The sequence below is a fragment of the Nocardioides sp. genome, assembly GCF_036267815.1.
In the GTDB taxonomy this organism is placed as follows: Bacteria; Actinomycetota; Actinomycetes; order Propionibacteriales; family Nocardioidaceae; genus Nocardioides.
This window is the reverse complement of record NZ_DATAVI010000041.1, coordinates 1-20,499: the sequence shown is the minus strand read 5'-3', so window position 1 is coordinate 20,499 and position 20,499 is coordinate 1. Positions and strand designations below refer to the sequence as shown.

Annotated in this window: 17 protein-coding genes; 14 read left to right on the top strand and 3 right to left on the bottom strand. The window is 70.6% G+C overall.

Features of this window, described 5'->3' with window-relative positions; translation table 11 throughout:
• The first annotated feature begins 524 nt into the window (after positions 1 to 524).
• The 4 genes from VHW64_RS09245 to VHW64_RS09230 are packed head-to-tail and all read left to right on the top strand — an operon-like array spanning position 525 to position 4,922.
• Positions 525 to 1,313, top strand: a complete 789-nt coding sequence (locus VHW64_RS09245) for an SDR family NAD(P)-dependent oxidoreductase (protein WP_329650248.1) — start codon at positions 525 to 527, stop codon at positions 1,311 to 1,313.
• Positions 1,310 to 2,221, top strand: coding sequence for a DMT family transporter (locus VHW64_RS09240; protein ID WP_329650247.1), 912 nt, complete (start codon positions 1,310 to 1,312; stop codon positions 2,219 to 2,221). The genes VHW64_RS09245 and VHW64_RS09240 overlap by 4 nt, the downstream gene beginning before the upstream one ends.
• A 7-nt stretch (positions 2,222 to 2,228) precedes the next feature.
• Positions 2,229 to 2,915: a hypothetical protein gene (locus VHW64_RS09235; protein WP_329650246.1), complete on the top strand. Its 687-nt coding sequence runs from the start codon at positions 2,229 to 2,231 to the stop codon at positions 2,913 to 2,915.
• A 12-nt stretch (positions 2,916 to 2,927) separates the two neighbouring features.
• Positions 2,928 to 4,922 (top strand): bifunctional phosphatase PAP2/O-acyltransferase family protein, encoded by a 1,995-nt coding sequence (locus tag VHW64_RS09230; RefSeq protein ID WP_329650245.1) that lies wholly within the window; start codon positions 2,928 to 2,930, stop codon positions 4,920 to 4,922.
• An 89-nt stretch (positions 4,923 to 5,011) separates the two neighbouring features.
• On the opposite strand, the gene VHW64_RS09225 is transcribed toward VHW64_RS09230, so the two are convergent.
• Entirely contained in the window at positions 5,012 to 6,184 is a 1,173-nt protein-coding gene (locus VHW64_RS09225; protein WP_329650244.1) for a helix-turn-helix domain-containing protein, read from the bottom strand.
• Positions 6,185 to 6,365: 181 nt separating this feature from the next.
• On the opposite strand from VHW64_RS09225, the gene hpnC reads away from it, so the two are divergent.
• The 8 genes from hpnC to VHW64_RS09185 are packed head-to-tail and all read left to right on the top strand — an operon-like array spanning position 6,366 to position 16,826.
• Positions 6,366 to 7,256, top strand: coding sequence for a squalene synthase HpnC (gene hpnC / locus VHW64_RS09220; protein WP_329650243.1), 891 nt, complete (start codon positions 6,366 to 6,368; stop codon positions 7,254 to 7,256).
• Positions 7,253 to 8,170, top strand: a complete 918-nt coding sequence (hpnD, locus tag VHW64_RS09215) for a presqualene diphosphate synthase HpnD (protein ID WP_329650242.1) — start codon at positions 7,253 to 7,255, stop codon at positions 8,168 to 8,170. The genes hpnC and hpnD overlap by 4 nt, the downstream gene beginning before the upstream one ends.
• Entirely contained in the window at positions 8,167 to 9,573 is a 1,407-nt protein-coding gene (gene hpnE, locus VHW64_RS09210) for a hydroxysqualene dehydroxylase HpnE (protein WP_329650241.1), read from the top strand. The genes hpnD and hpnE overlap by 4 nt, the downstream gene beginning before the upstream one ends.
• Positions 9,570 to 10,583: a polyprenyl synthetase family protein gene (locus tag VHW64_RS09205; RefSeq protein ID WP_329650240.1), complete on the top strand. Its 1,014-nt coding sequence runs from the start codon at positions 9,570 to 9,572 to the stop codon at positions 10,581 to 10,583. The genes hpnE and VHW64_RS09205 overlap by 4 nt, the downstream gene beginning before the upstream one ends.
• On the top strand, positions 10,580 to 12,523 hold the full coding sequence (gene shc, locus VHW64_RS09200) for a squalene--hopene cyclase (RefSeq protein ID WP_329650239.1): 1,944 nt from the start codon (positions 10,580 to 10,582) through the stop codon (positions 12,521 to 12,523). The genes VHW64_RS09205 and shc overlap by 4 nt, the downstream gene beginning before the upstream one ends.
• A complete protein-coding gene (gene ispH, locus VHW64_RS09195) occupies positions 12,520 to 13,989 on the top strand; it encodes a 4-hydroxy-3-methylbut-2-enyl diphosphate reductase (protein WP_329650238.1) in 1,470 nt (489 codons plus the stop codon). Before shc ends, ispH begins: the two co-directional genes overlap by 4 nt.
• The gene (gene hpnH / locus VHW64_RS09190; RefSeq protein WP_329650237.1) at positions 13,986 to 14,990 is read left to right on the top strand and encodes an adenosyl-hopene transferase HpnH; all 1,005 of its coding nucleotides are present in this window, start codon (positions 13,986 to 13,988) and stop codon (positions 14,988 to 14,990) included. The genes ispH and hpnH overlap by 4 nt, the downstream gene beginning before the upstream one ends.
• 6 nt (positions 14,991 to 14,996) lie before the next feature.
• Positions 14,997 to 16,826: a 1-deoxy-D-xylulose-5-phosphate synthase gene (locus VHW64_RS09185; RefSeq protein ID WP_329650236.1), complete on the top strand. Its 1,830-nt coding sequence runs from the start codon at positions 14,997 to 14,999 to the stop codon at positions 16,824 to 16,826.
• A gap of 328 nt (positions 16,827 to 17,154) precedes the next feature.
• On the opposite strand, the gene VHW64_RS09180 is transcribed toward VHW64_RS09185, so the two are convergent.
• Both VHW64_RS09180 and VHW64_RS09175 read right to left on the bottom strand, forming a co-directional pair.
• The gene (locus tag VHW64_RS09180) at positions 17,155 to 17,631 is read right to left on the bottom strand and encodes a hypothetical protein (protein WP_329650235.1); all 477 of its coding nucleotides are present in this window, start codon (positions 17,629 to 17,631) and stop codon (positions 17,155 to 17,157) included.
• Positions 17,632 to 18,500: 869 nt separating this feature from the next.
• Positions 18,501 to 19,058, bottom strand: coding sequence for a dihydrofolate reductase family protein (locus VHW64_RS09175; RefSeq protein WP_329650234.1), 558 nt, complete (start codon positions 19,056 to 19,058; stop codon positions 18,501 to 18,503).
• An 861-nt stretch (positions 19,059 to 19,919) separates the two neighbouring features.
• Between VHW64_RS09175 and VHW64_RS09170 the strand changes: the two genes are divergently transcribed.
• Both VHW64_RS09170 and VHW64_RS09165 read left to right on the top strand, forming a co-directional pair.
• Positions 19,920 to 20,102, top strand: coding sequence for a type II toxin-antitoxin system Phd/YefM family antitoxin (locus tag VHW64_RS09170; RefSeq protein WP_329650233.1), 183 nt, complete (start codon positions 19,920 to 19,922; stop codon positions 20,100 to 20,102).
• 79 nt (positions 20,103 to 20,181) lie between these two features.
• Positions 20,182 to 20,463: a type II toxin-antitoxin system RelE/ParE family toxin gene (locus VHW64_RS09165; RefSeq protein ID WP_329650232.1), complete on the top strand. Its 282-nt coding sequence runs from the start codon at positions 20,182 to 20,184 to the stop codon at positions 20,461 to 20,463.
• The last annotated feature ends 36 nt before the right edge of the window (positions 20,464 to 20,499 follow it).

Sequence of the window (20,499 nt, the reverse complement as noted above, 5' to 3'; positions counted from 1 at the left end):
CTGGATGCTCTCGCAGCGGCCTCGACGCGACTCGACGTCAGTGGAAGATGCTTCGCCGCCCCTGCGAGGCGAATCCCGCTGGCTTCGCCTGATGACCTGGTCGCCCGCTGATCCCACTCATGCCGCTCCGTCGCAACCTTGCCGCGTGATGCCCGGGTGTGGTTGTGGACATGCTCGATCCGCACTGCTGAAACTCGGCAAGCGTCGGCAGACCTTCCAGCTCGGACGAGCCACCGGTCACCCCGCTGCCGCGATGGCCGTTGGTCCCGAAGTCTGTCGAATCGCAAGTGGCCCCGTTTAGAGCCGACATCCCGCATGAGCGCAACCGTGGTACGACGATGCCAGGCTGCGTGGCGCTGAGCTCCCTGGCAAAGTGCGGTCTCAGCTTGCCTCCTGCACCGAAGGCACGTCACCGCAATTGGGGATCCTGTCGTCGTCGGGCTCGCGAGCACGTCCGGAGGTTCGGATCGGGCGGAATGTCGAACGGTTACTAGAGGTTGGGTGGGAGTACGGAAGGGGACGTCGTGCGCCTGGACGGCAGCGTCGCGCTCGTCACGGGCGCATCCTCAGGAATCGGTCGTTGCGTGACGCTGACCCTGGCACGCCGGGGCTGCCGGATGCTCGTGCACGGCCGCGACCCTTGTCGCACCCGTGAGGTGGCTCGCCGAGCTGGAGGCACTCCGCTCGTCGCCGACCTGCTGACCGAGGAGGCGCCGGAGACTCTCGCCGCCGACGCGGCGGCCGTCCACGGGCGTGTCGACGTGCTGGTCTGCAGCGCCGGGGCTGGTCTGACGGCTCCGTTCTGCGACCTGTCGGTGGACGACATCGAACGGCTGATCGCGCTCGACCTTACGGCTCCGGTGCGACTGGTCAGGGCCCTGCTGCCTGGCATGGTCGAGCGCGACCGCGGCCGGGTGGTGCTCGTCTCCTCCGTCGCTGGCCGGGTCGGTGTCGCAGGGGAGGCGGTGTACGCCGCTGCCAAGGCCGGGCTCGACGCGTTCGCCGGGAGCCTGCGGCTCGAGCTGCATGGCACGGGTGTCGGCGTGACCACTGTGGTGCCCGGCGTGGTGGACACGCCGTTCTTTGACGGACGCGGTGGCCCTCCGAAGCGCCGGCTCCCGCGTCCGGTGACCCCTGAGACTGTGGCGGAGTCGCTCGTGCGCGCGGTCGCCCATGACCGCGACGAGGTCTGGGTGCCGGGCTGGCTCCGCGTCCCCCCCGCCCTGCGAGCCACCGCGCCCGGCGTCTTCCACCGGATGTCGGCGCGCTTCGGGGAGCCGACGCGGATAAGGCGTCACCGGGACACACCATGAGTTCGGCCGTGGTGGCCCCGTTGCTCGGTCTCGTCGTCGCGTTCCTGTTCGCGCTGTCGGCGTACTTCCAGCAGAAGGCGGCGCGCCAGACTCGGCGCGAGGGACACTCCGTCGCCACAGGGGCCTACGCCCTGATGTCGAAGCTCGTCCGCGACCCGGTCTGGCTCGGCGGGTGGGTCGTCAACCTGCTCGGCTTCGCCACCCAGGCCCTGGCCCTCCACGTGGGCTCGGTCGCGACGGTCCAGCCGATGCTCGCCACCCAGCTGCTGTTCGCCCTGCCGATGGCGTCGTTCGAGCAGCGAACCAGGCCGCGGTTGCGAGACTGGGCGGGCGCGTTGTGCATCTCGGCCGGGCTGATCGTGCTGCTCGTCGTCGTTCACGTCAGGACCCTGCCGGGACACCCGGATCGCGACCGGATCATCGTCGCCGCCCTCGCCGCCGTCGCCGCGATCGCGGTGCTGATCCCGATCGCTTCGCGGGTCGGTCCGGGAATGCTCGTCGTGGTGGCGGCCTCGTGTGCGGGGCTCTGCTTCGCAATGACCGCGGTGTTCATCACGCTCACGACCGACGACCTGGTCAACCATGGCATCGCCTACACCGCCCGCGACTGGGTGGGCTACGCGCTGGCCGCGTCGACGATCCTGGGACTGGTCCTGGGCCAGGGCGCCTTCGCGAACGGTCCGTTGCCCTGGGCGGTGGCGACCAAGGAGACCGCGAACCCGATCGCGAGTTACGCGATCGGCGTCCTGGCCTTCCCGGTGGCCCTGCCCTCTAGTGCCCAGACCGTGTCGGGCGTCGTCGTGGCGGGTCTGCTCGTGGTCGCCGGTGCCATCGCCCTCGCCGGATCGCCGTCCGCAGAGGTCTGGCTCAGCCGAACCACGGACGAGGCAGCGAAGGCCGTGTCATAGTGGATCGATGACCTCCGGAGCCCGCCAGGACGCCGTTGCCGAGCACATCATCGAACTGGGTCAGATGCGGCCCGCCCTGATGCGCGGAGGCCGACTCTTACTCGAGACCGTGATCGTGCCGACTCTGCTGCTGTATGCCTGCGTGGTCACCGTCGGCGGTCTGACCGGACTGGTGGCGGTCCTCGGCTGGTGTGTCCTCACAGTCGCCGTCCGGCTGATGACGGTACGTCGGGTCCCCGGCACCCTGCTGCTCGCGATCACCATGCTCGTCGCCCGCACCGCCATCGCCCTCGCGCTGTCCAGCGTGTACGTGTTCCTGCTGCAGCCCATCGCGGGTTCCATGGTGATGGCGATGCTCTTCATTGGCAGCGCCCTGGTCGGCCGCCCGATCACGCTGCGGCTGGCCCAGGACTTCGTGCACTTCCCCAGTGGCCTGGTCTCCGATGCGCGCGTGCACCGGATGTTCGTCCAGGTCTCCGTGCTGTGGGGTGTCTCTCGTCTGCTCGATGCCGGCATGAGCATCGGCGTCCTGCACTTCGGCCTGGTGGCGGGGATCTTCTCGCGCGGGGTGTTGTCGGGTCTGTTGACGGCGCTGTCGATCGCGGCCTGCTCCTACTTCGGCTGGACCCGGCTCCACCGCATCGAGGGCGTGACCGTCCGGTTCGGTGCCCGCAGGCTTCCCGACGCGGCTTGATACGTTCGCCACGTGGTGGCGAACGTCGGATTCGGGGTCCGCCGGCCGGCTCTGCTCGGACAGCTGCTGGTGGGCCTGGCCCTCTTCGGGGTCTATCTCCTGGTCGACCGTGACCAGAGCGCGGCTCGGCACGCGGCCGCCGTCCGGCACGGCCGGGCGGTCCTGGATCTCGAGCGGCACCTGCACCTCGACCTGGAGTGGACACTCAACGGCTGGCTCCAGACGCACCGAGTGCTCTCGATCCTGGCCGACTACGAGTACGCCTACACCTACATCCTCAGTGCCGCACTGGTCCTGGTCTGGGTCTGGGTGCGCCGCCCGGAGGTGTGGGCCTACGCGCGGGACTCCTTCCTGGTCCTCAACCTGCTGGCGTTCGCGGCGTTCTGGCTGTTCCCGACGGCGCCCCCGCGGATGCTGGCCGACCAGGGCTTCGTGGACACCGTCACGCGTCGAGGGACCGTCGGGTCCTGGGGTTCGGGCCCTGTCGACACCGCCAACCAGTTGGCGGCGATGCCCTCGCTCCACATCGGTTGGGCGCTGTGGGTCAGCGTCGTGCTGGCCCGGCTCACGGCGAGGCGGTCGGCCCAGTTGCTCAGCGCCGTGCACGTCCTGCTCACGTTGTACGTGGTGCTGGCCACCGCGAACCACTTCCTGCTGGACGCGCTCGCCGCGGTGCCGGTCGTGCTGATCGCCGAGCGCATCTCGCACTTGTTCCACGATGGTCCGCCGGGCGAGGTGGTGGCCTCGAACGACGCCTTCTTCCTGCACGTCGAGTCCACCGGCGCCGCCCAGCACGTCGGCGGGCTCGCCCTGCTCGACGCATCCGGCGACGACCCGTCGCTAACCGACGTGCGCGCCCTGGTGTCCCACCGACTGGTGCCGATCCCGCGTTTCCGACAGCGGCTCGTCACGCCGTCGAGGTGGCGGCGTCCGCGATGGATCGAAGACGACGACGTCGACGTCGACGTCGACGCCCACGTGACCGAGACCCGCGTGGAGGGGCCAACGGGTCTCCAGCGCCTGCTGGGCGAGCTTGCCCAGGATCCACTTCCGCGGGGCCGTCCGCTGTGGCGGGTGCTGATGGTCCGAGGAGTCGCAGCTCCCGGGCAGCCGGCGGCGTCCGCACTGGTCCTGCTGGTGCACCACGCCGTCGCGGACGGCATCGGCACGGTGATGAACGCGATGCGCCTGTTCGACCCCCTGCTGCCGCTCCCGGTGCCGCCACGTTCCGGTCCGGGACGGCTGGCGCGTGCCGCGGCGGTCACCCTGGGGCTTGCCCAGCTGGCGACCGACGGCCGGGCGGGAGCCGTGGGGGAGCCGTCGTCGCGGCGCGGGTTCGCCGTCGTTGACGTCGGACTCGACTGCGTACGCCGAGCGGCGTCGGCCAGGGGAGCCCGCGTGACGGACCTCGTCATCGCCGTCACCGTCGACGCCGTGAGCCGGGTCGCACCCGGACTCGTCCAACGGGCGGGCGGCAGTCTGCGGGTCTCGGTCCCTCTCATGCTCCGTGCCCCTGACACCGGGGCCCAGGGCAACGCCACGTCCGCGATCATCGTCTCGGTCCCGGTCGGGTCCGGGTCGTTCGACGAGCTGCTCGCAGTGGTGACTCGGCGTACCCAGCGCCTGCGGCGGCCGACCCGCGCGCTGGCCGCGCGCTTCGTGATGGCGACCGGGCTGAGGCTCCTTCCCGAGCCGTGCGCCGCGTGGTTCGCCCGGACGGTGTACGGCGCCCGCTTCCTGCACCTGGTCGTCTCCAACATGCCCGGACCCATCGAGGAGCTCGGGCTGCTGGGCCATCCGCTCCGTCAGGTCTACCCGATCCTGCCGATAGCACCTGGCACGCCGCTCGCACTCGGCGCGCTGAGCTGGCACGGCGTACTCGGGCTTGGACTGGCCACCGATCCCGACCTGCTCGAGGTCGGGGACCTCGCCGACGCTTTCGGGCGGCGGTTCGCCGAGCTGGACGACGAGACGGCCGCGTATCGACCCGGGGGTGCGGTGAGCTAGCCACGTTTCATGGGGGCTTGGGTTCTAGGGACCGGGACGGTGGCGGACGCGCCGCCACCCCGCACCGCCAACCTGCCCCTGAACCGAGCTCAGTCTCCCCACTGCAGGGCGAGGAACAGCCGGGCGCGTGAGGTCGGGTCGTCCAGCTCGCCGTCGAAGAGCTCGCGCAGCTGGGCCAGCCGGTAGCGCACGGTCTGCGGGTGGACCTTCAGCTCCTCGGCCACGCGTGCACGGTCGCCCTGGTGCTTGAGCCAGCACCGCAGCGTCTCGATGAGCCGGTCGTGGGTGTGGCCGGTGACATCGTCGAGGGGGGCGAGCACCTGGCGCCGGAGGGCCGTCAGCAGGCCCGAGTCGCGCCAGACGACCACGGTGTCGAGGTGTTCGTCGGCGAACACGGGGTCGCCCTCCAGGCGTCCCTCACGTCGCAGCCGGGCGGCGACCAGCGCGACCTCGGCGCTGCGCGGCAGCAGGTCGAGTGAGACCACGGACCCGACCACCGCGCGGGCGCCCTCCAGGATCCTGCGCAGGTGGACGCGACCGGCGCGGTCGGCCGACTCCGGCACGATCGCGCCGTAGCGCCCGCCGTCGGCGAAGCGCAGCGCGTCGGGGCCCAGTCGCTCGAGCGTGTGCCGGGCGACGTCGTCGTCCGGATCGGCCAGCACGACCGCAGCCGTGTCGGGGACTCGCCAGCCGGCCCGCAGAGCCGCGACCCGGACCGCCTGCGCGCTGGCCCGTCCGCTGAGCAGAAGGCTGGCGAGCTCCTCTCGGTTCCGCTCGCGCGCCCGGGCGTCCTCCACCTGCTCGAGCACGTAGCCGCGAGCCGCCGCGAAGGAGAGCTTGTTGACGAAGCCGAAGACGGCGTCGGCAAGAGCCGCGAGCTCCGCGGGCCGGAACTCACACTCCAGCGCCACGGCCGAGACATGCTTCCAGGCCACCCGGGAGCCGAACTGGAACGCCGTGAGCAGACGGGTGAGGTCGTTGCTGAGCTGGAGCTGGCGGCGGCCGAGCTGCTCGAAGACCAGGTGCAGGGTCTCGTCACCCGCCCGGAGTGCCGATGAGGTCTCGTGGATCGCGGGGACGTCGAAGAGCCGGTCCACGAACAGTCGTGCCGCCTCGGCGACGCCCTCGCGGTCGTGGTCGAGGAACTCGGCGTAGTCGGGCCAGCCGTCGCGCAGACCGAGGCGCACCTCGTCGAGGAGCTCTGGCATGCGCTCGGCCAGAGCCTCGCTGAGGACGTCCTTGGCGTGGTGAGTGATGCTCATCCCGCAGACCTTCCTGAGCGGTTCAACCGGAGACCATGTCCGCTCTCGGGCCTGCCGGTTGTACGTTCGTGACAATCCGTCACCACAGGATCTTCGCACCAGGGGGCAGAACTGACGCGGGGGGTGGATGCACTCTGGGATGGTGACGCTGCATGGGGAGGTCGCTGGCCACCGTGATGGTGTGCCCTCGACCGCGGCGCTGCGTGCCCGGGAGACGGGGGAGAACTTTCCCGTCGCCCTTCGGATCCTCCCGCGACACCACCGCGAGGCGCTGCACGCCGTCTACGCGTTCGCGCGCACCGTCGACGAGGCGGGGGACTCCTGGCCCGGCGACAGGCTTGCCCGACTGGGCGAGCTCGACGATGCCGTGATCCGCACCTGGTCCGGCCGTCCCATGGCCTCGACCCTTCGACAGGGTCTGGACGCCGCAGGCTCCACCGGCGACCGGGTGGTGTTCGAGCGCCTGGCCCGTGCCGGGGTGCCGGAGCGGGTTCCCGAGGAGTGGTTCCACCGTCTGGTCGAGGCGAACATCCGCGACCAGCGGGTGACCCGCTATCCGACGTACGCTGCGCTGCTCGGGTACTGCCGGCTCAGCGCCGACCCGATCGGGCGGATCGTGCTGTACCTGTTCGGCGAGCACGCGGGCACGAACCCGGAGCTGTCGGATCAGGTGTGTACGGCGCTGCAGTTGCTCGAGCACTGGCAGGACGTCGCCGAGGACCGGCGGGCCGGGCGGATCTATCTGCCTCGGGAGGACCTCGCGCGGTACGCCGTCGGCGAGGACGACCTCCTGGGCTCCGGGGCTGCTCCCGCCCTCGCGGCCCTGATGCGGTTCGAGACCGACCGGGCCGCTCGTCTACTCGCCGAGGGTGCCCCGCTGGTCGGGCGGCTGCACGGGTGGGCGCGCCTCTGCGTGGGCGGCTTCGTCGCCGGAGGAGAGGCCACCGTGTCGGCACTGCGTCGTACCGGGGGGGACGTGCTGGCCCGGCCGACCGCCCCCTCCACCCGCGGTACGGCGGCGGCGCTGCTGCGACTGCTGGTCACCGGCCGGGGCCGGAAGGCGGTCGCGTGAGCCTGTCCCGGAGCTCCTTCGTCCCTCACGGCACGCTGGGGGAGGCGTACCAGACCTGCGCCGACATCACCCGGACGGAGGCCCGTAACTTCTTCTACGGCATCCGGCTGCTGCCACCTGGGAAGCGGGACGCCCTGTGCGCCTTGTATGCGCTGGCCCGGCGGATCGACGACATCGGCGACGGCGACCTTCCTCTCGCCGAGAAGCGCGAGGCCCTTGCTGCCGTGCGCAAGGCGCTCGGCTCGCTGGACGAGTCGACTCACCCGGTGTACGTCGCCGTCGCCGACGCAGCGCGCCGCTACCCGGTCCCGATCGAGGCATTCGAGGAGATCGTCGACGGCGTCGAGCTGGACCTGGGCGACGTGCGGATCGCCGACTTCGACGAGCTGGTGCGCTACTGCCGCCTTGTGGCCGGATCCGTCGGCCGGCTGTGTCTCTCGGTCTTCGGCAGTGGCGGGCGTCCCGACAGCGTGGAAACCCTCGCCCCCAGGTACGCCGACCAGCTGGGTGTCGCGCTCCAGCAGACGAACATCCTGCGTGACATCCGTGAGGACCTGCTGAACGGGCGGGTCTATCTCCCCGCCGACGAGCTCGAGCGGCACGGCGTCGAGCTGCGGCTCGACGACGCCGGCGCGCTCGACGACCGCCAGGGACGCCTCGCCGGCTACATCCGGTACGCCGCCACCCGGGCGGAGGACTGGTACGGCCTCGGCATGCGGCTGGTGCCGCATCTGGACCGGCGCAGTGCTGCCTCGTGCCTGGCGATGGCCGGGATCTACCACCACCTGCTCCAGCGGATCGAGGCCGACCCGGTCGCGGTGTACGACCGACGGCTCTCGCTCGGTGGCCTGGAGAAGGCTCGGGTGGCGATGGGCTCGCTGGCTGCCGGGTCGCGCGGGAGGGTCCGCCGATGAGGGGGGAGAGCGCTGCCCGCGTTGCGGTCGTGGGGGGCGGTCTCGCCGGCATCACCACCGCGCTCGGCCTCGCCGACGCCGGCTGCCGAGTCACCCTGGTCGAGGCGCGGCCGCGCCTCGGCGGGCTCACGCACTCCTTCCGACGGGGCGACCTGTGGGTCGACAACGGGCAGCATGTCTTCCTGCGCTGCTGCACGTCGTACCTGCGGCTGCTCGAGCGGCTCGGCGTCTCCGACCAGATCGAGCTGCAGCCGCGCCTCGACGTTCCGGTCCGCAGCGAGGCGCGGCCCGGCGTCGGCCGCCTCCACCGCAGCGGACTGCCCGCGCCGCTGCACCTCTCCCGCTCACTGCTGACCTACCGCTGGCTGTCGCCCACCGCCCGGGTGCGTGCCGCGACGGCGGCTCTGGCCTTGGGGCGGGTCGATCGCGGGGACCGGGCGGCCGACGACACGACCTTCGGCGCCTGGCTCGCCGAGCACGGGCAAGGCGCCCGAGCTGTCGAGGCCCTGTGGGACCTCGTCGGCATCGCCACCCTCAACGCCCCCGCCTCGGAAGCGTCCCTGGCGCTGGCCGCGATGGTCTTCCAGATCGGCCTGCTCGGCGAGGCGTCGGCGGCCGACATCGGCTGGTCTCGGGTTCCGCTCCAACAGCTCCACGGCGACGCCGCGGAAGCCGCGCTCCGGGAGGCCGGAGCCGAGGTCCGGCTCGGCGTCCGGGCCAACTCGCTCGAGGCGACGGCGGACGGCTGGGTGATCGGCACCACCCACGACACCCGAACCTACGACGACGTCGTGGTGGCGGCGTCGCCCGTCGCGGCTGAGGCGCTTCTGCCGCAGGGAGCCGTCGCGTCGGGTGCGGGCTGGGCGGCCGCGCTGGGCAGCTCACCCATCCTGAACTTGCACGTGGTCCTGGACCGTCGGGTGCTGCACGAGCCGTTCGTCGCGGCGGTCGACAGCCCGCTCCAGTGGGTGTTCGACCGGACGAGCCAGTCCGGTCTGGGTCCATCAGGCGGTGGGTCAGGTGGTGGGTCAGGTGGCCGCGGTCAGTATCTCGCCCTCTCGCTGTCCGCCGCCGACACCTTGGTCGGTCGGTCGGTGGCCGAGTTGCGCGACTGGGCGCTGCCCCACCTGCACCGGTTGCTTCCCGAGTCCGCACGAGCCGAGGTCGAGGAGTTCTTCGTGACCCGTGAACCGCATGCCACGTTCCGTCCGGCCCCCGGGTCCGCCCTGCTACGGCCACCGGCCACCACACCTCTGGCCGGCCTGCACCTCGCGGGAGCGTGGACCGCGACCGGCTGGCCGGCGACCATGGAGGGCGCCGTACGCAGCGGGGAGGCGGCGATCGCCTCGGTGTCCGCTCGCACCGACCTGTCTGGTCGGCCTCGCCTGGAGGTGGTCTCGTGACCGCCGTCGCGGTCGTCGGCCGTGGCCGTGAGCTCGTCGAGCCGGCGCTCCGGGACGCGGTGTCCCGGCTGGACGACGACACCCGCCTGGTCGCGTCGTACCACCTGGGCTGGAACGACTCGGACGGTCGGCCGGTCGACGGCAACGGAGGGAAGGGGGTGCGACCAGGGCTGCTGATGCTCGTCGGCGAGTCGCTTGGGGGGGCTCCTGCGGATCTTCTCCCGGGGGCGGTCGCGGTCGAGCTCGTCCACAACTTCTCGTTGATCCACGACGACCTGATGGACCGCGACACCGAGCGCCGGCACCGGCGGACGGTCTGGAGCATCTGGGGAGACGCCACCGCGGTGCTGGTCGGCGACGCGTTGCTCTCGCTCGCGCACGAGATCCTCGCCGAGTCCGGGTCGCCTCACGCGGCCGCAGCCGAACGCTCCCTCAGCCTAGCCACGCGTGAGCTGATCCGCGGCCAGGTGCTCGACGTCGCGTTCGAGCGGCGCGACGACGTGACCCTCACCCAGTGCATCGACATGGCGGCTGGCAAGACCGGATCGCTGCTGTCGGTCAGCACGGAGCTCGGGGCTCTTCTGTCGGGCGCGCCCGCCGAGGTCTCAGCCGCGTTCGCCGAGTTCGGGGCCGAGGTCGGCATCGCGTTCCAGCTCGTCGACGACCTGCTCGGCATCTGGGGCTGGCCCGAGCGCACCGGCAAGCCGGTCTTCAGCGACCTCCGCTCCCGGAAGAAGACGATGCCGGTCGTCTGGGCGACGACCCACGGCGGCCTGGCGGGCCGTCAGCTGGCGGACTGGCTGGCCGACACGTCGTCTGAGCCGACCGAAGCCGACCTGCGACAGGCCGCCGACCTGGTCGAGCGTGCCGGCGGCCGGCACTGGGCTCACGAAGAGGCTCTCGCCAGGGTGGCCCTGGCACACAACGCCCTCGCCGGCGTCGGTCTCGACCTCGCGCACCGGGCCGAGCTCGACCGGCTCGCCGCCTTCGTCGTGGAGCGTGACCTGTGACAGCACTCCGCTCGGATCCCGTCGACGTCCGTCTCGGTGACGCGCGGCTGGCGCTCGACGCGGCCGTCGAGCACCTCCATGCCCGGCAGCACGACGAGGGCTGGTGGAAGGGCGACCTCGAGACGAACGTGACCATGGACGCCGAGGACCTGATGCTGCGCCACTTCCTGGGGATCGCTACGGCGGAGACCGACCAGCAGACGGCGCGATGGATCCGCTCACATCAGAACGCCGACGGCTCGTGGTCGACGTTCGCGGGCGGTCCCGGCGACCTCTCCACAACGGTCGAGGCCTGGGTGGCGCTGCGGATGGCCGGTTACGCGGCCGGGTGCGACCACCTGGCCCGGGCCGCTGCGTTCGTCCAGGCGGCCGGCGGCGTCGAGGACGCGCGGGTCTTCACTCACATGTGGCTGGCGCTGTTCGGCCTCTGGTCCTGGGACGAGTGTCCGCAGCTTCCGCCGGAGATCATGTTCCTGCCGCGGTGGGCGCCGCTGAACATCTACGACTGGGGGTGCTGGGCGCGGCAGACGATCGTGCCGCTGACCGTGGTCAGTGCCCTGCAGCCGGTGCATCCGGTCGAGATCGGCATCGGGGAGCTGCGCTCGGGCCGACGGCCCCGACGTCTCGAGCGGGTGACGAGTCTGGCCGGGGTGTTCCAGCGGCTCGACCGCTTCCTCCACGCCTACCACCGGCGGCCATTGCGCTACCTGCGCGAGCGGGCCTTGCGCAAGGCCGTGGGTTGGATCCTCGACCGGCAGGAGGCCGACGGTGGGTGGGGCGGAATCCAGCCACCATGGGTGTACTCCCTGATCGCCCTGCACCTGCGGGGGCACTCCCTCGACTCGCCGGCGATGCAGGCAGGACTGGACGGGCTCGACGGGTTCACCGTCCACGCGGAGACCGACGAGGGACCCGCCCGGTGGCTGGAGGCCTGCCAGTCTCCGGTCTGGGACACCGCGCTGGCCCTCGGTGCGCTGCTGGACGCCGGCGTCGCCGCCGACGACCCGGACGTCGTACGGGCGGCCGACTGGCTGCTCGACGAGCAGATCACCGGGCGGGATCGGCGGGGCGACTGGCAGATCCGCCGGCCCGAGCTGGTCAGCGGCGGCTGGGCCTTCGAGTTCGCCAACGACACCTATCCTGACATCGACGACACGGCCGAGATCGTCCTCGCGCTCCGGCGAGTCCGGCACCCGTCCGCGCCGGGCCGGCTGACGGCCGCCCTGGACCGCGCGGTCACGTGGACCACCGGCATGCAGTCCCGCGACGGCGGGTGGGCCGCCTTCGACGCGGACAACACCCGCACGCTCGTCGAGGGCCTGCCCTTCTGCGACTTCGGAGCCGTCATCGACCCGCCGTCGGCGGACGTCACCGCTCACGTGGTCGAGATGCTCGCCGCCGAAGGCCGGGCCGAAGAGGAGCCGTGCCGGCGGGGTGTGGAGTGGCTGACCGCGTCCCAGGAGGCCGACGGCTCGTGGTTCGGCCGATGGGGCGCGAACCACGTCTACGGCACGGGCGCCGTCGTACCCGCCCTGGTCGCGGCCGGAGTCTCGACGCAGGACGCCGGCATCCGGAGCGCGGTCCGCTGGCTCGAGCAGCACCAGAACGACGACGGCGGCTGGGGCGAGGACCTCCGGTCCTACCGCGACCCTGCCTGGATCGGCCGGGGTGACTCCACTCCCTCGCAGACGGCGTGGGCGCTCCTGGCCCTGCTGGCTGCCGACGAGCGGTCGGCGGCCGTCGAGCGCGGGATCGGCTACCTGGTCTCCACCCAGCGACCCGACGGCACCTGGGACGAGGACCACTACACCGGCACCGGCTTCCCCGGCGACTTCTACATCGCCTACCACCTGTACCGGCTCGTGTTCCCGATCTGGGCGCTGGGCCGCTATCTGGCCCGGGATCCCGTGCGTGACCTCGACCGCGAGGGGGACCGATGAGACCCACGGTGTGTGTGCCCCTGCGCTCGGAGTGGCTGGCCCTGCGGGACCGGATCGACCCGGAGCTGGTCGAGGTGGTCCGCACCGGACGCGCCACGGGTGAGCCGAGACCCGGTCCGGTCCTCGTCGCCGGCGTGGCCGGTGCGCTCGTGAGCGGCATCGAACCTGGCGACCTGGTCGTCGCCAACGAGGTACGCCGGGGCGACACCGTCGTGACCTGCCCGGTCGCCCCGCTGCTGGCCGGCGCCCTGCGTCGCCGTGGGCTCCGCGTCCACCTGGGCCCGGTCGTCACCGTCGACCACGTCGTCCACGACCCGGCAGAGCGGGAGTCGCTGGCTGCCACCGGCGCGATCGCGGTCGACACCGAGTCGGCCCTCCTCTTGTCGCGCGACGGGTCGGACGCGGTGGTGAGGGCCGTCGTCGACGCGCCCGACCGGCTCTTGCTGCGGCCGGGGATGCCCCTCCGCGGAGTGAAGGCGCTGGCTGCGCTCCGCGCGGCAGCACCGGTCATCGAGCAGTGGGCGGGCGCGGTAGGGGAGCGCGTGATCCTGCTGGCCGGTCCGAGGTCGTTCTGCGCAGGGGTCGAAAGGGCGATCGAGATCGTCGAGCGAGCCCTCGACCGCTTCGGAGCTCCGGTCTACGTACGCCGGCAGATCGTGCACAACCGGCATGTCGTGGCCGACCTGCAGGCCCGCGGCGCGGTGTTCGTCGAGGAGGCCGAGGAGGTCCCAGAAGGCAGCGTGCTGGTGCTGGCTGCTCACGGCGTCGCGCCCGCCGTCCGGCGTACCGCGGAGCAACGCGGTCTTCAGGTGATCGATGCGACGTGCCCGCTGGTCTCCAAGGTCCACCAAGAGGTACGCCGCTTCGCCGCCCGCGACAGCACCGTCCTGCTCATCGGGCACCACGACCACGAGGAGGTCGTCGGGACCCGGGGCGAGGCACCCGATCGGGTACTGGTCGTGGCCGACGCGCGCGAGGCAGAGACCGTCGAGGTCCCCGATCCCCAGCGGCTGGCCTACGCCATGCAGACCACGCTGGCCCAGGACGAGGCCGCGGAGACCGTGCAGGTGCTCCGTCGCCGGTTCCCCGCGATCGAGGGCCCGCACAGCGACGACATCTGCTACGCCACGACGAACCGCCAGCACGCCGTAAGCCGGGTGGCCCGCGAGGCCGACCTGGTCATCGTGATCGGCTCCCAGAACTCCTCGAACTCGCTGCGCCTCGTCGAGGTGTGCGAGACGCTGGGCACTCCCGCCCGGCTCGTCGACGACGCCTCGGACGTCGACCTGGATCTGCTCGCTGGCGTACGCCGCGTGGGCATCACTGCCGGCGCATCGGCTCCGCCGGTGCTGGTCGAGGCTCTTGTTGCCGCACTCTCCGGCCTGGGCCGGACCGTGGTGTGCGAGCTCGGAGACACCACCGAGGACGTTGCGTTCTTGCTACCGAAAGAGGTGACCACCGCATGAGCATGCCCATGCGCCAGTCGATGAGACTCGGCGCCTACCTGATGAAGCAGAAGGTGCTGGGCCGCAAGAAGTTCCCCCTCCTGGTGGAGCTCGAACCGCTCTACGCGTGCAACCTCGCGTGCGCCGGCTGCGGCAAGATCCAGCAGACGCACGACTGGCTCAAGCAGCGGATGCCCGTCGAGCAGGCGGTGGCTGCGATCGAGGAGGCCGGCGCGCCGATGGTCTCGATCGCCGGCGGCGAGCCGCTGATGCACAAGGACATCGACGAGATCGTCCGGCAGCTGCTGGCCCGCAACAAGATCGTCTTCCTGTGCACCAACGCCGTACTCATGCCCAAGCACCTGCACAAGTTCAAGCCGCACAAGAACTTCGCGTGGATGGTCCACATCGACGGGCTCCGCGAACGGCACGACGCCTCGGTCTGCAAGGACGGCGTCTTCGACGAGGCCGTGGCCGCCATCAAGCTGGCACAGGAGGCCGGGTTCCGGGTGATGACGAACACGACGTTCTTCGACACCGACACCCCACAGGACGTCATCGACGTCCTGGACTTCCTCAACGACGAGCTGCACATCGACAACATGCAGATCTCGCCGGGGTTCGCCTACGAAAAGGCGCCGGACCAGGAGCACTGGCTCGGGCCCGAAGAGACCCGCGAGCTGTTCAAGAAGGCCTTCGCCGACGGCCGGCGCAAGCGGTGGCGCCTCAACCACTCGCCGCTGTACCTGGACTTCCTCGAGGGCAAGGTCGACTTCGGCTGCACCGCGTGGGGGATCCCGTTGTACTCGCTGAAGGGCTGGCAGCGGCCGTGCTACCTGATGGACGACGGGTACGTCGCGACGTACCAGGAGCTGATCGACGACACCGACTGGGACTCCTACGGTCGCGGCAAGGATCCGCGGTGCGCCAACTGCATGGCGCACTGCGGCTACGAGCCCACCGCCGTGGTGGCGACGATGGGATCGCTGAGGGAATCGTTCCGCGCTGCCGTGGGGGCGTGACCCGGCATGAGTGTCGTCGAGACCGTCCACCAGCACCTCGGGCACCCGGCTGACGGCTCGCTCCTGGCCGGCATCACCTGCCCGGACGACGTACGCCGGGTACCGGTCGCCGACCTGCCGCGCCTGGCCGCGGAGATCCGGGCCGAGCTGGTCGACACGGTGACGGCGGCCGGCGGCCATCTCGGCTCGAACCTGGGTGTCGTGGAGCTGACCCTGGTTCTGCACCGGGTGTTCCGATCGCCCCGGGACGCGATCGTGTGGGACACCGGGCACCAGAGCTACGTGCACAAGCTGCTCACCGGGCGTCGTGAGGCGTTCGCGACCCTGCGTCGTCGCGGCGGGCTGTCGGGTTACCCCAGTCGCGCCGAGAGCGTCCACGACCTGGTCGAGAACTCCCACGCGTCCACGTCTTTGTCGTACGCCGACGGGCTGGCCAAGGGTTTCCGGCTGACCGGCGCCCACGAGCGGCGAGTGGTCGCGGTGATCGGTGACGGCGCGCTCACCGGCGGGATGGCGTGGGAGGCGCTGAACAACCTCGGCGCCGCGCCCGACCGGCCCGTGGTCGTCGTCCTCAACGACAACGGTAGGTCGTACGACCCGACCGCGGGGCGCCTTCCCGCGCATCTCACCGAGCTGCGCGAAGGCACGGCCGGAGGCAACCTGTTCGAAGAGCTGGGCCTGGCCTACGTCGGGCCGTTCGACGGCCACGATGTCGAGGCCGTCGAGTGCGGTCTCCGGGCGGCCGCCGCGCTCCACCACACGGTCGTCGTCCACGTCGTGACCCGCAAGGGCGAGGGCTACCCGGCGGCCGAGCTGGACGAGGCGGACCGGCTCCACACGGTCCCTCCGACGGAGAACTCGCATCGGCCCTGCGGCCCGGCGTGGACGTCGGTGTTCGCCGAGGAGCTCGAGCGCCTCGGCGAAGAGCGGGCGGACCTGGTCGCGGTGACCGCGGCGATGACCCGGCCCACCGGGCTCCACCCCTTCGCGCTGCGCTTCCCCGACCGGGTCTTCGACGTCGGGATCGCCGAGCAGCACGCCGTCACGTCGGCCGTCGGCCTCGCAACGGCGGGTCTGCACCCCGTGGTGGCGATCTACGCGACATTCCTCAACCGCGCCTTCGACCAGGTACTGATGGACGCCGCGCTCCACCGCGCGCCGGTGACCTTCGTGCTCGACCGGGCCGGGGTCACCGGCCCCGACGGCGCCTCGCACCACGGTATCTGGGACATCGCGCTGTTCGGGCTCGTGCCCGGCGCTCGGCTCGCTGCGCCGCGAGACGCCGTCCGGCTGCGCGAGCTGCTCGGTGAGTGCGTGGCCTACGACGGACCGACCGCGCTCCGGTTCCCGCGCGGCACTGCGATCGAGGAGATCCCCGCGCGAGACCGCTGGGGCACGGCGGACGTGCTCGCCATCGGCTCGGCGACTGACGTACTCGTCGTCGCGGCCGGGCCCCTGGCCGAGCCCGCGCTCGACGCAGCAGCGCAGCTCGAGGCCGACGGGATCGGGACGACCGTGGTGGATCCCCGGTGGCTGCTTCCGCTCGAACCCGAGCTGGTGGCCCGCGCCGCGTCGTACCGCGTGGTCGTCACCGTCGAGGACGGTGCGCCCTCCGGAGGCTTCGGCGAACAGGTCGCCCGTGCGCTGCGCACCGCATGCTGTGGCCGCGGTCCCGCCGTGCGCTGCATGGCTCTTCCCGAGCGATCCTTCGTGCCCGCTGGCGGGCGCGGGGAGCTGCTCCACGAGCACGGGATCGAAGCGACCGGTATCGCCGCCGCCGCCCGAATGCTAGTGGCCCTTGCGGCGACACCGAGCGAGTCTGATGGGAGTTTGTGACCACCGACCAGGGCACGAACGACCAGAGAGCCGTTGGCGGTCGAGCTGCGTCCTCCGGATCGACAACCACAACACGAGAACCTTTGCGACGGCCCGGACCACGATTCATGCGAGGCCATGGGCGAGAACCACTCGGCTCTGGCAATGCTGCGGCATCCTCTGGATAGGCATCCCCAACGTGTCTTGACACAGAAGGGAGCCATGAGGGCAAGCGCGGACAAGCGGCATGGTCGGGCGGGCGTAGCCACTCTCGACACGGTAGGCATTGGATGAGGGGTAGGGTTCGACGCTGCGCCCGGTGGGCGCCACCTGCCCGAGGTCCTGTGGGTCAGCCCTGGTAGCCGTACCAGTTCAGGAGCGGGGTCGCGTACCGCAGGTATCGGGCAGCGGTTGCGTCATCGGTGGGTTGGATGATCTTGCTGGTCCCGGGCACGAACGGTGTGGTGCCGAGTCCCCCAAGCGCCATTTCGAGGCCGAACAGCCCCGGTTTGTCGTGATAGATGATGTCGGGATCGCTGGCGTTCTGGCCGGCGTAGGCGATTTCGATCGGGGTGAGCCCGGCGGCGGTGTGCGTGCTAGGGCCGAAGACCAGTCCGAAGCGACTGAGGAAGGTCTCGATCGCGGGCCCGTACGGGATGGTGGTCGGCACTGTCGCCTCGCACATCTCAAAGGTGCCCTTTGGAATAGGGTCGTTTCGCGTGATGAGATGGTTCTTCCAGTGGTCCTTGCTGGCGAAGTCGTAGAACTTTGCCGGCTTCGGTGACGGCGACGGAGTCGTGCCTGCGTGGCTGAACCAGGTGCACATGATCTGGGTTGGCTTCGTTTGCGCGCTCAGATACGAGTAGGCCGAGTTCCAGCGGTCGAGTCTCGAGGTTGTTGTGGGCGTCGTCGCCGACGTAACTGCCGAGTTGCCAGAGTTCGCGTTGGTCCATGAGCAACCGGCGAGCGAACTCGCGACCGCAACGGCTACGACAACCGCGCCAGATAGGCGGGGGCATCCGCTCAAGGAGGAACGCCTCGCGGGCAAACCCTCAGTCGAGGCGTACACGATTGGCTGGGCGCCTTTCCCTGATGGCGACGTCCTAGGACACTGTTCTCCGCTTGGTTCAACGCACTGCTCTTGCATCGCCGCACGCTTGGCGGGGGCTGCGGCGCGACGAACTCTAGCTTCCAGATCCACCATGTGCAGGAGAACGCGAAGAGGGCTGGTCGGCCCCGGCGCGCATCCACGACCGCCGGACGTGGCCACCGATGATCCATGGGCTGCTCAGGACCGGGATGGGAGGGTCAGACCCGTCGTCGCCTACCTGGCAAGACTGCTCAATGCGCGAAGGTGTGGTGGTCGGTGGGGTGATCCGGCACCGTGATTGGTGTCGGTGACGTGGAGTTCACCGGCGCATCCCTGGTTCCCGTTGGGTAATCGCCACGACCGCGAGACCTGTGAGGTCCTCGATGAGCATTCATGCTCATCACGATAGGCGCCGACCTACCGCTCATCGGCTGCCATGAGAGTTACGTTCGAGTCGCGTCGACAGCCGGCGGAAAGACTGCTCATCGCGGCTATGAACGGGCATTCGTTGAGCGGCAGCAACTGGGACACGTAGAACGCCAGTGGGTTCGCCGCGTCCGACGACGCCCTGGCTCGCGAGCTGGGCGCGGTGGGCTTGCTCTGAGTCAGTGCCCGCGCCGGTAGTGCATCGCGACCGCGCCGTTGCCGAGCGACTTCGCCGAGACCAGCTCGAGCCGTCGCGTGCTGGGCAGCCCGCTCTGGTACAAGGTCGGGCCGTGGCCGGCGATCCTGGGGTGGACGAGGAACTTGTACTCGTCGATCAGATCCAGCCGGTCCAGCTCGGTCGCGAGTTTGCCGCTCCCGAGGAGAACGCCGGCGGGGTTCACATCCTTGAGCTCCTCCACGGCCGTGCCCAGGTCGCCGGTGATGTGGTGACTGTTGGTCCACGGGAAGTCCGTTCGCGTCGACGACACCACGTACTTCGGCTTGGCCTCCAGCTTGACTGCCCACTCGCGTATCGCCGGCGGCGCCTCCTCGTCGCCGCGGGCGACCGCCGGCCAGTAACTCTCCATCATCTCGTAGGTGGCGCGGCCCCACAGCATCGCTCCGCCTTCGTCCATGAGGCGGGTGAAGAAGGCGTGTGTCTCGTCGTCGGCGACTCCCTCTTGGTGGTCGACGCAGCCGTCCAGTGTGACGTTGATGCTGAAGGTCAGAAGTCCCATGCGGCCAGCGTAAAGCCGTGCAATCGCCCTCGGATGTCAGGCGCCTGCGATCGGCTGCTGCTATGCGGCGTTGCCGCCTGCGCGGACGGCAACGAACACCTGCGCTGCCAAGAGTGAAGGAGCGATGCCCACAGAGCCACCCTAGGCACGCTCAACGGCATCACAGCCCCCTCACCTCGCGTCGCCAGGGGGCCGAAGGACGCACTCTGTCCGCTGCCGGCGGCGGCGTTTCTCCTGGTCCGGCGAGCGGCTACATCGGGGTCGCGAGACCCGGGTTCTGCGCCTTTGGCTCCACCAGCAGCGAGAGCAGGCCAGTCATCCGAGGCGAACATCGGATCGTGTCCCCCTCCAGGGTCGTGAACACACTGCTTCCCACGTGGCTGGGGTCGAGACGCTGCCACCGGAACGCAGCGAGTTCTCGAGCCGGAATCTCCCGACGAACCTTGGCCCCGAGGAAGGTCACGATCCCGTCATCCAGAACGATGCGGGTCGCCGATCGGCCTCGCCGCTGCCATCCCAGCCAACCCGCCAGCACCCACCCACCCCCGATCACGGTCAGGGGAAACGAGGCCGAGTCATGTGCAGCGACCGCCCCCAGGAGAATGACGGAGCCGCCGCCCAACGCCACCGTCAGCCCAAACACCGAGTAGAGACGGAACCCCGACGACTCCTCGCACACGACAACGTTCCCAGTTTCCATCAGTGGCGCGAAGGCCGTCTGGGTTTCGCCGAGGACGGATCGGGTTCCATCAGGGGAGCCCATGGGTGTGTTCGTGTTGGGGCGACTCGCGGCGAAGTGGGGCACACGTTCGTAGGGGCGCTTTCTTACGCCGGCCCTTGGAGTGCGCCACAATTGTGGTCATGAGCACCGAGTCGTTGCGGGAGGTCCGAGACCACTTCAGCGAGGTGGTCGATCGGGTCGAACATGAGCACGACCGCGTGACCGTCACCCGCAACGGCCGTCCCGCCGCGGTCATCCTCCGTCCCGACGACCTGGCCCAACTCGAAGAGACCCTTGAGATCCCAGCGACCCGCAGGCCCTAGCCGACATCCGCGAAGCCGACGCTGCCTACCGCGGCGACGACGTCGTGCGCGGCAGCGGGGCTGTTCGGGCTCTCCGCGCGTGAGCCCCGGCGGGCCTTATGAACTGGTCTTGACCCCACCCGCCACCAGGGCGATCCGACAGCACCTGCCCGACGCAGTCGCGGCGGCGGTCGTCGAGTTCCTGACCGGTGCGCTACTCGACAACCCACACCGCGTCGGGAAGCCGCTGCGCGGTGACCTGGCTGGCATCTTCTCCGCACGCCGTGGCACCTACCGCGTCCTGTCCCGCATCAACGAAGCTCTACAGGAGGTCGTAGTGCTCCGCATCGAACACCGACGCGACGTCCACCGCGGCTCCTGACGGCATCGCACGCGCGAACCAGGGCGCCGGCACGCG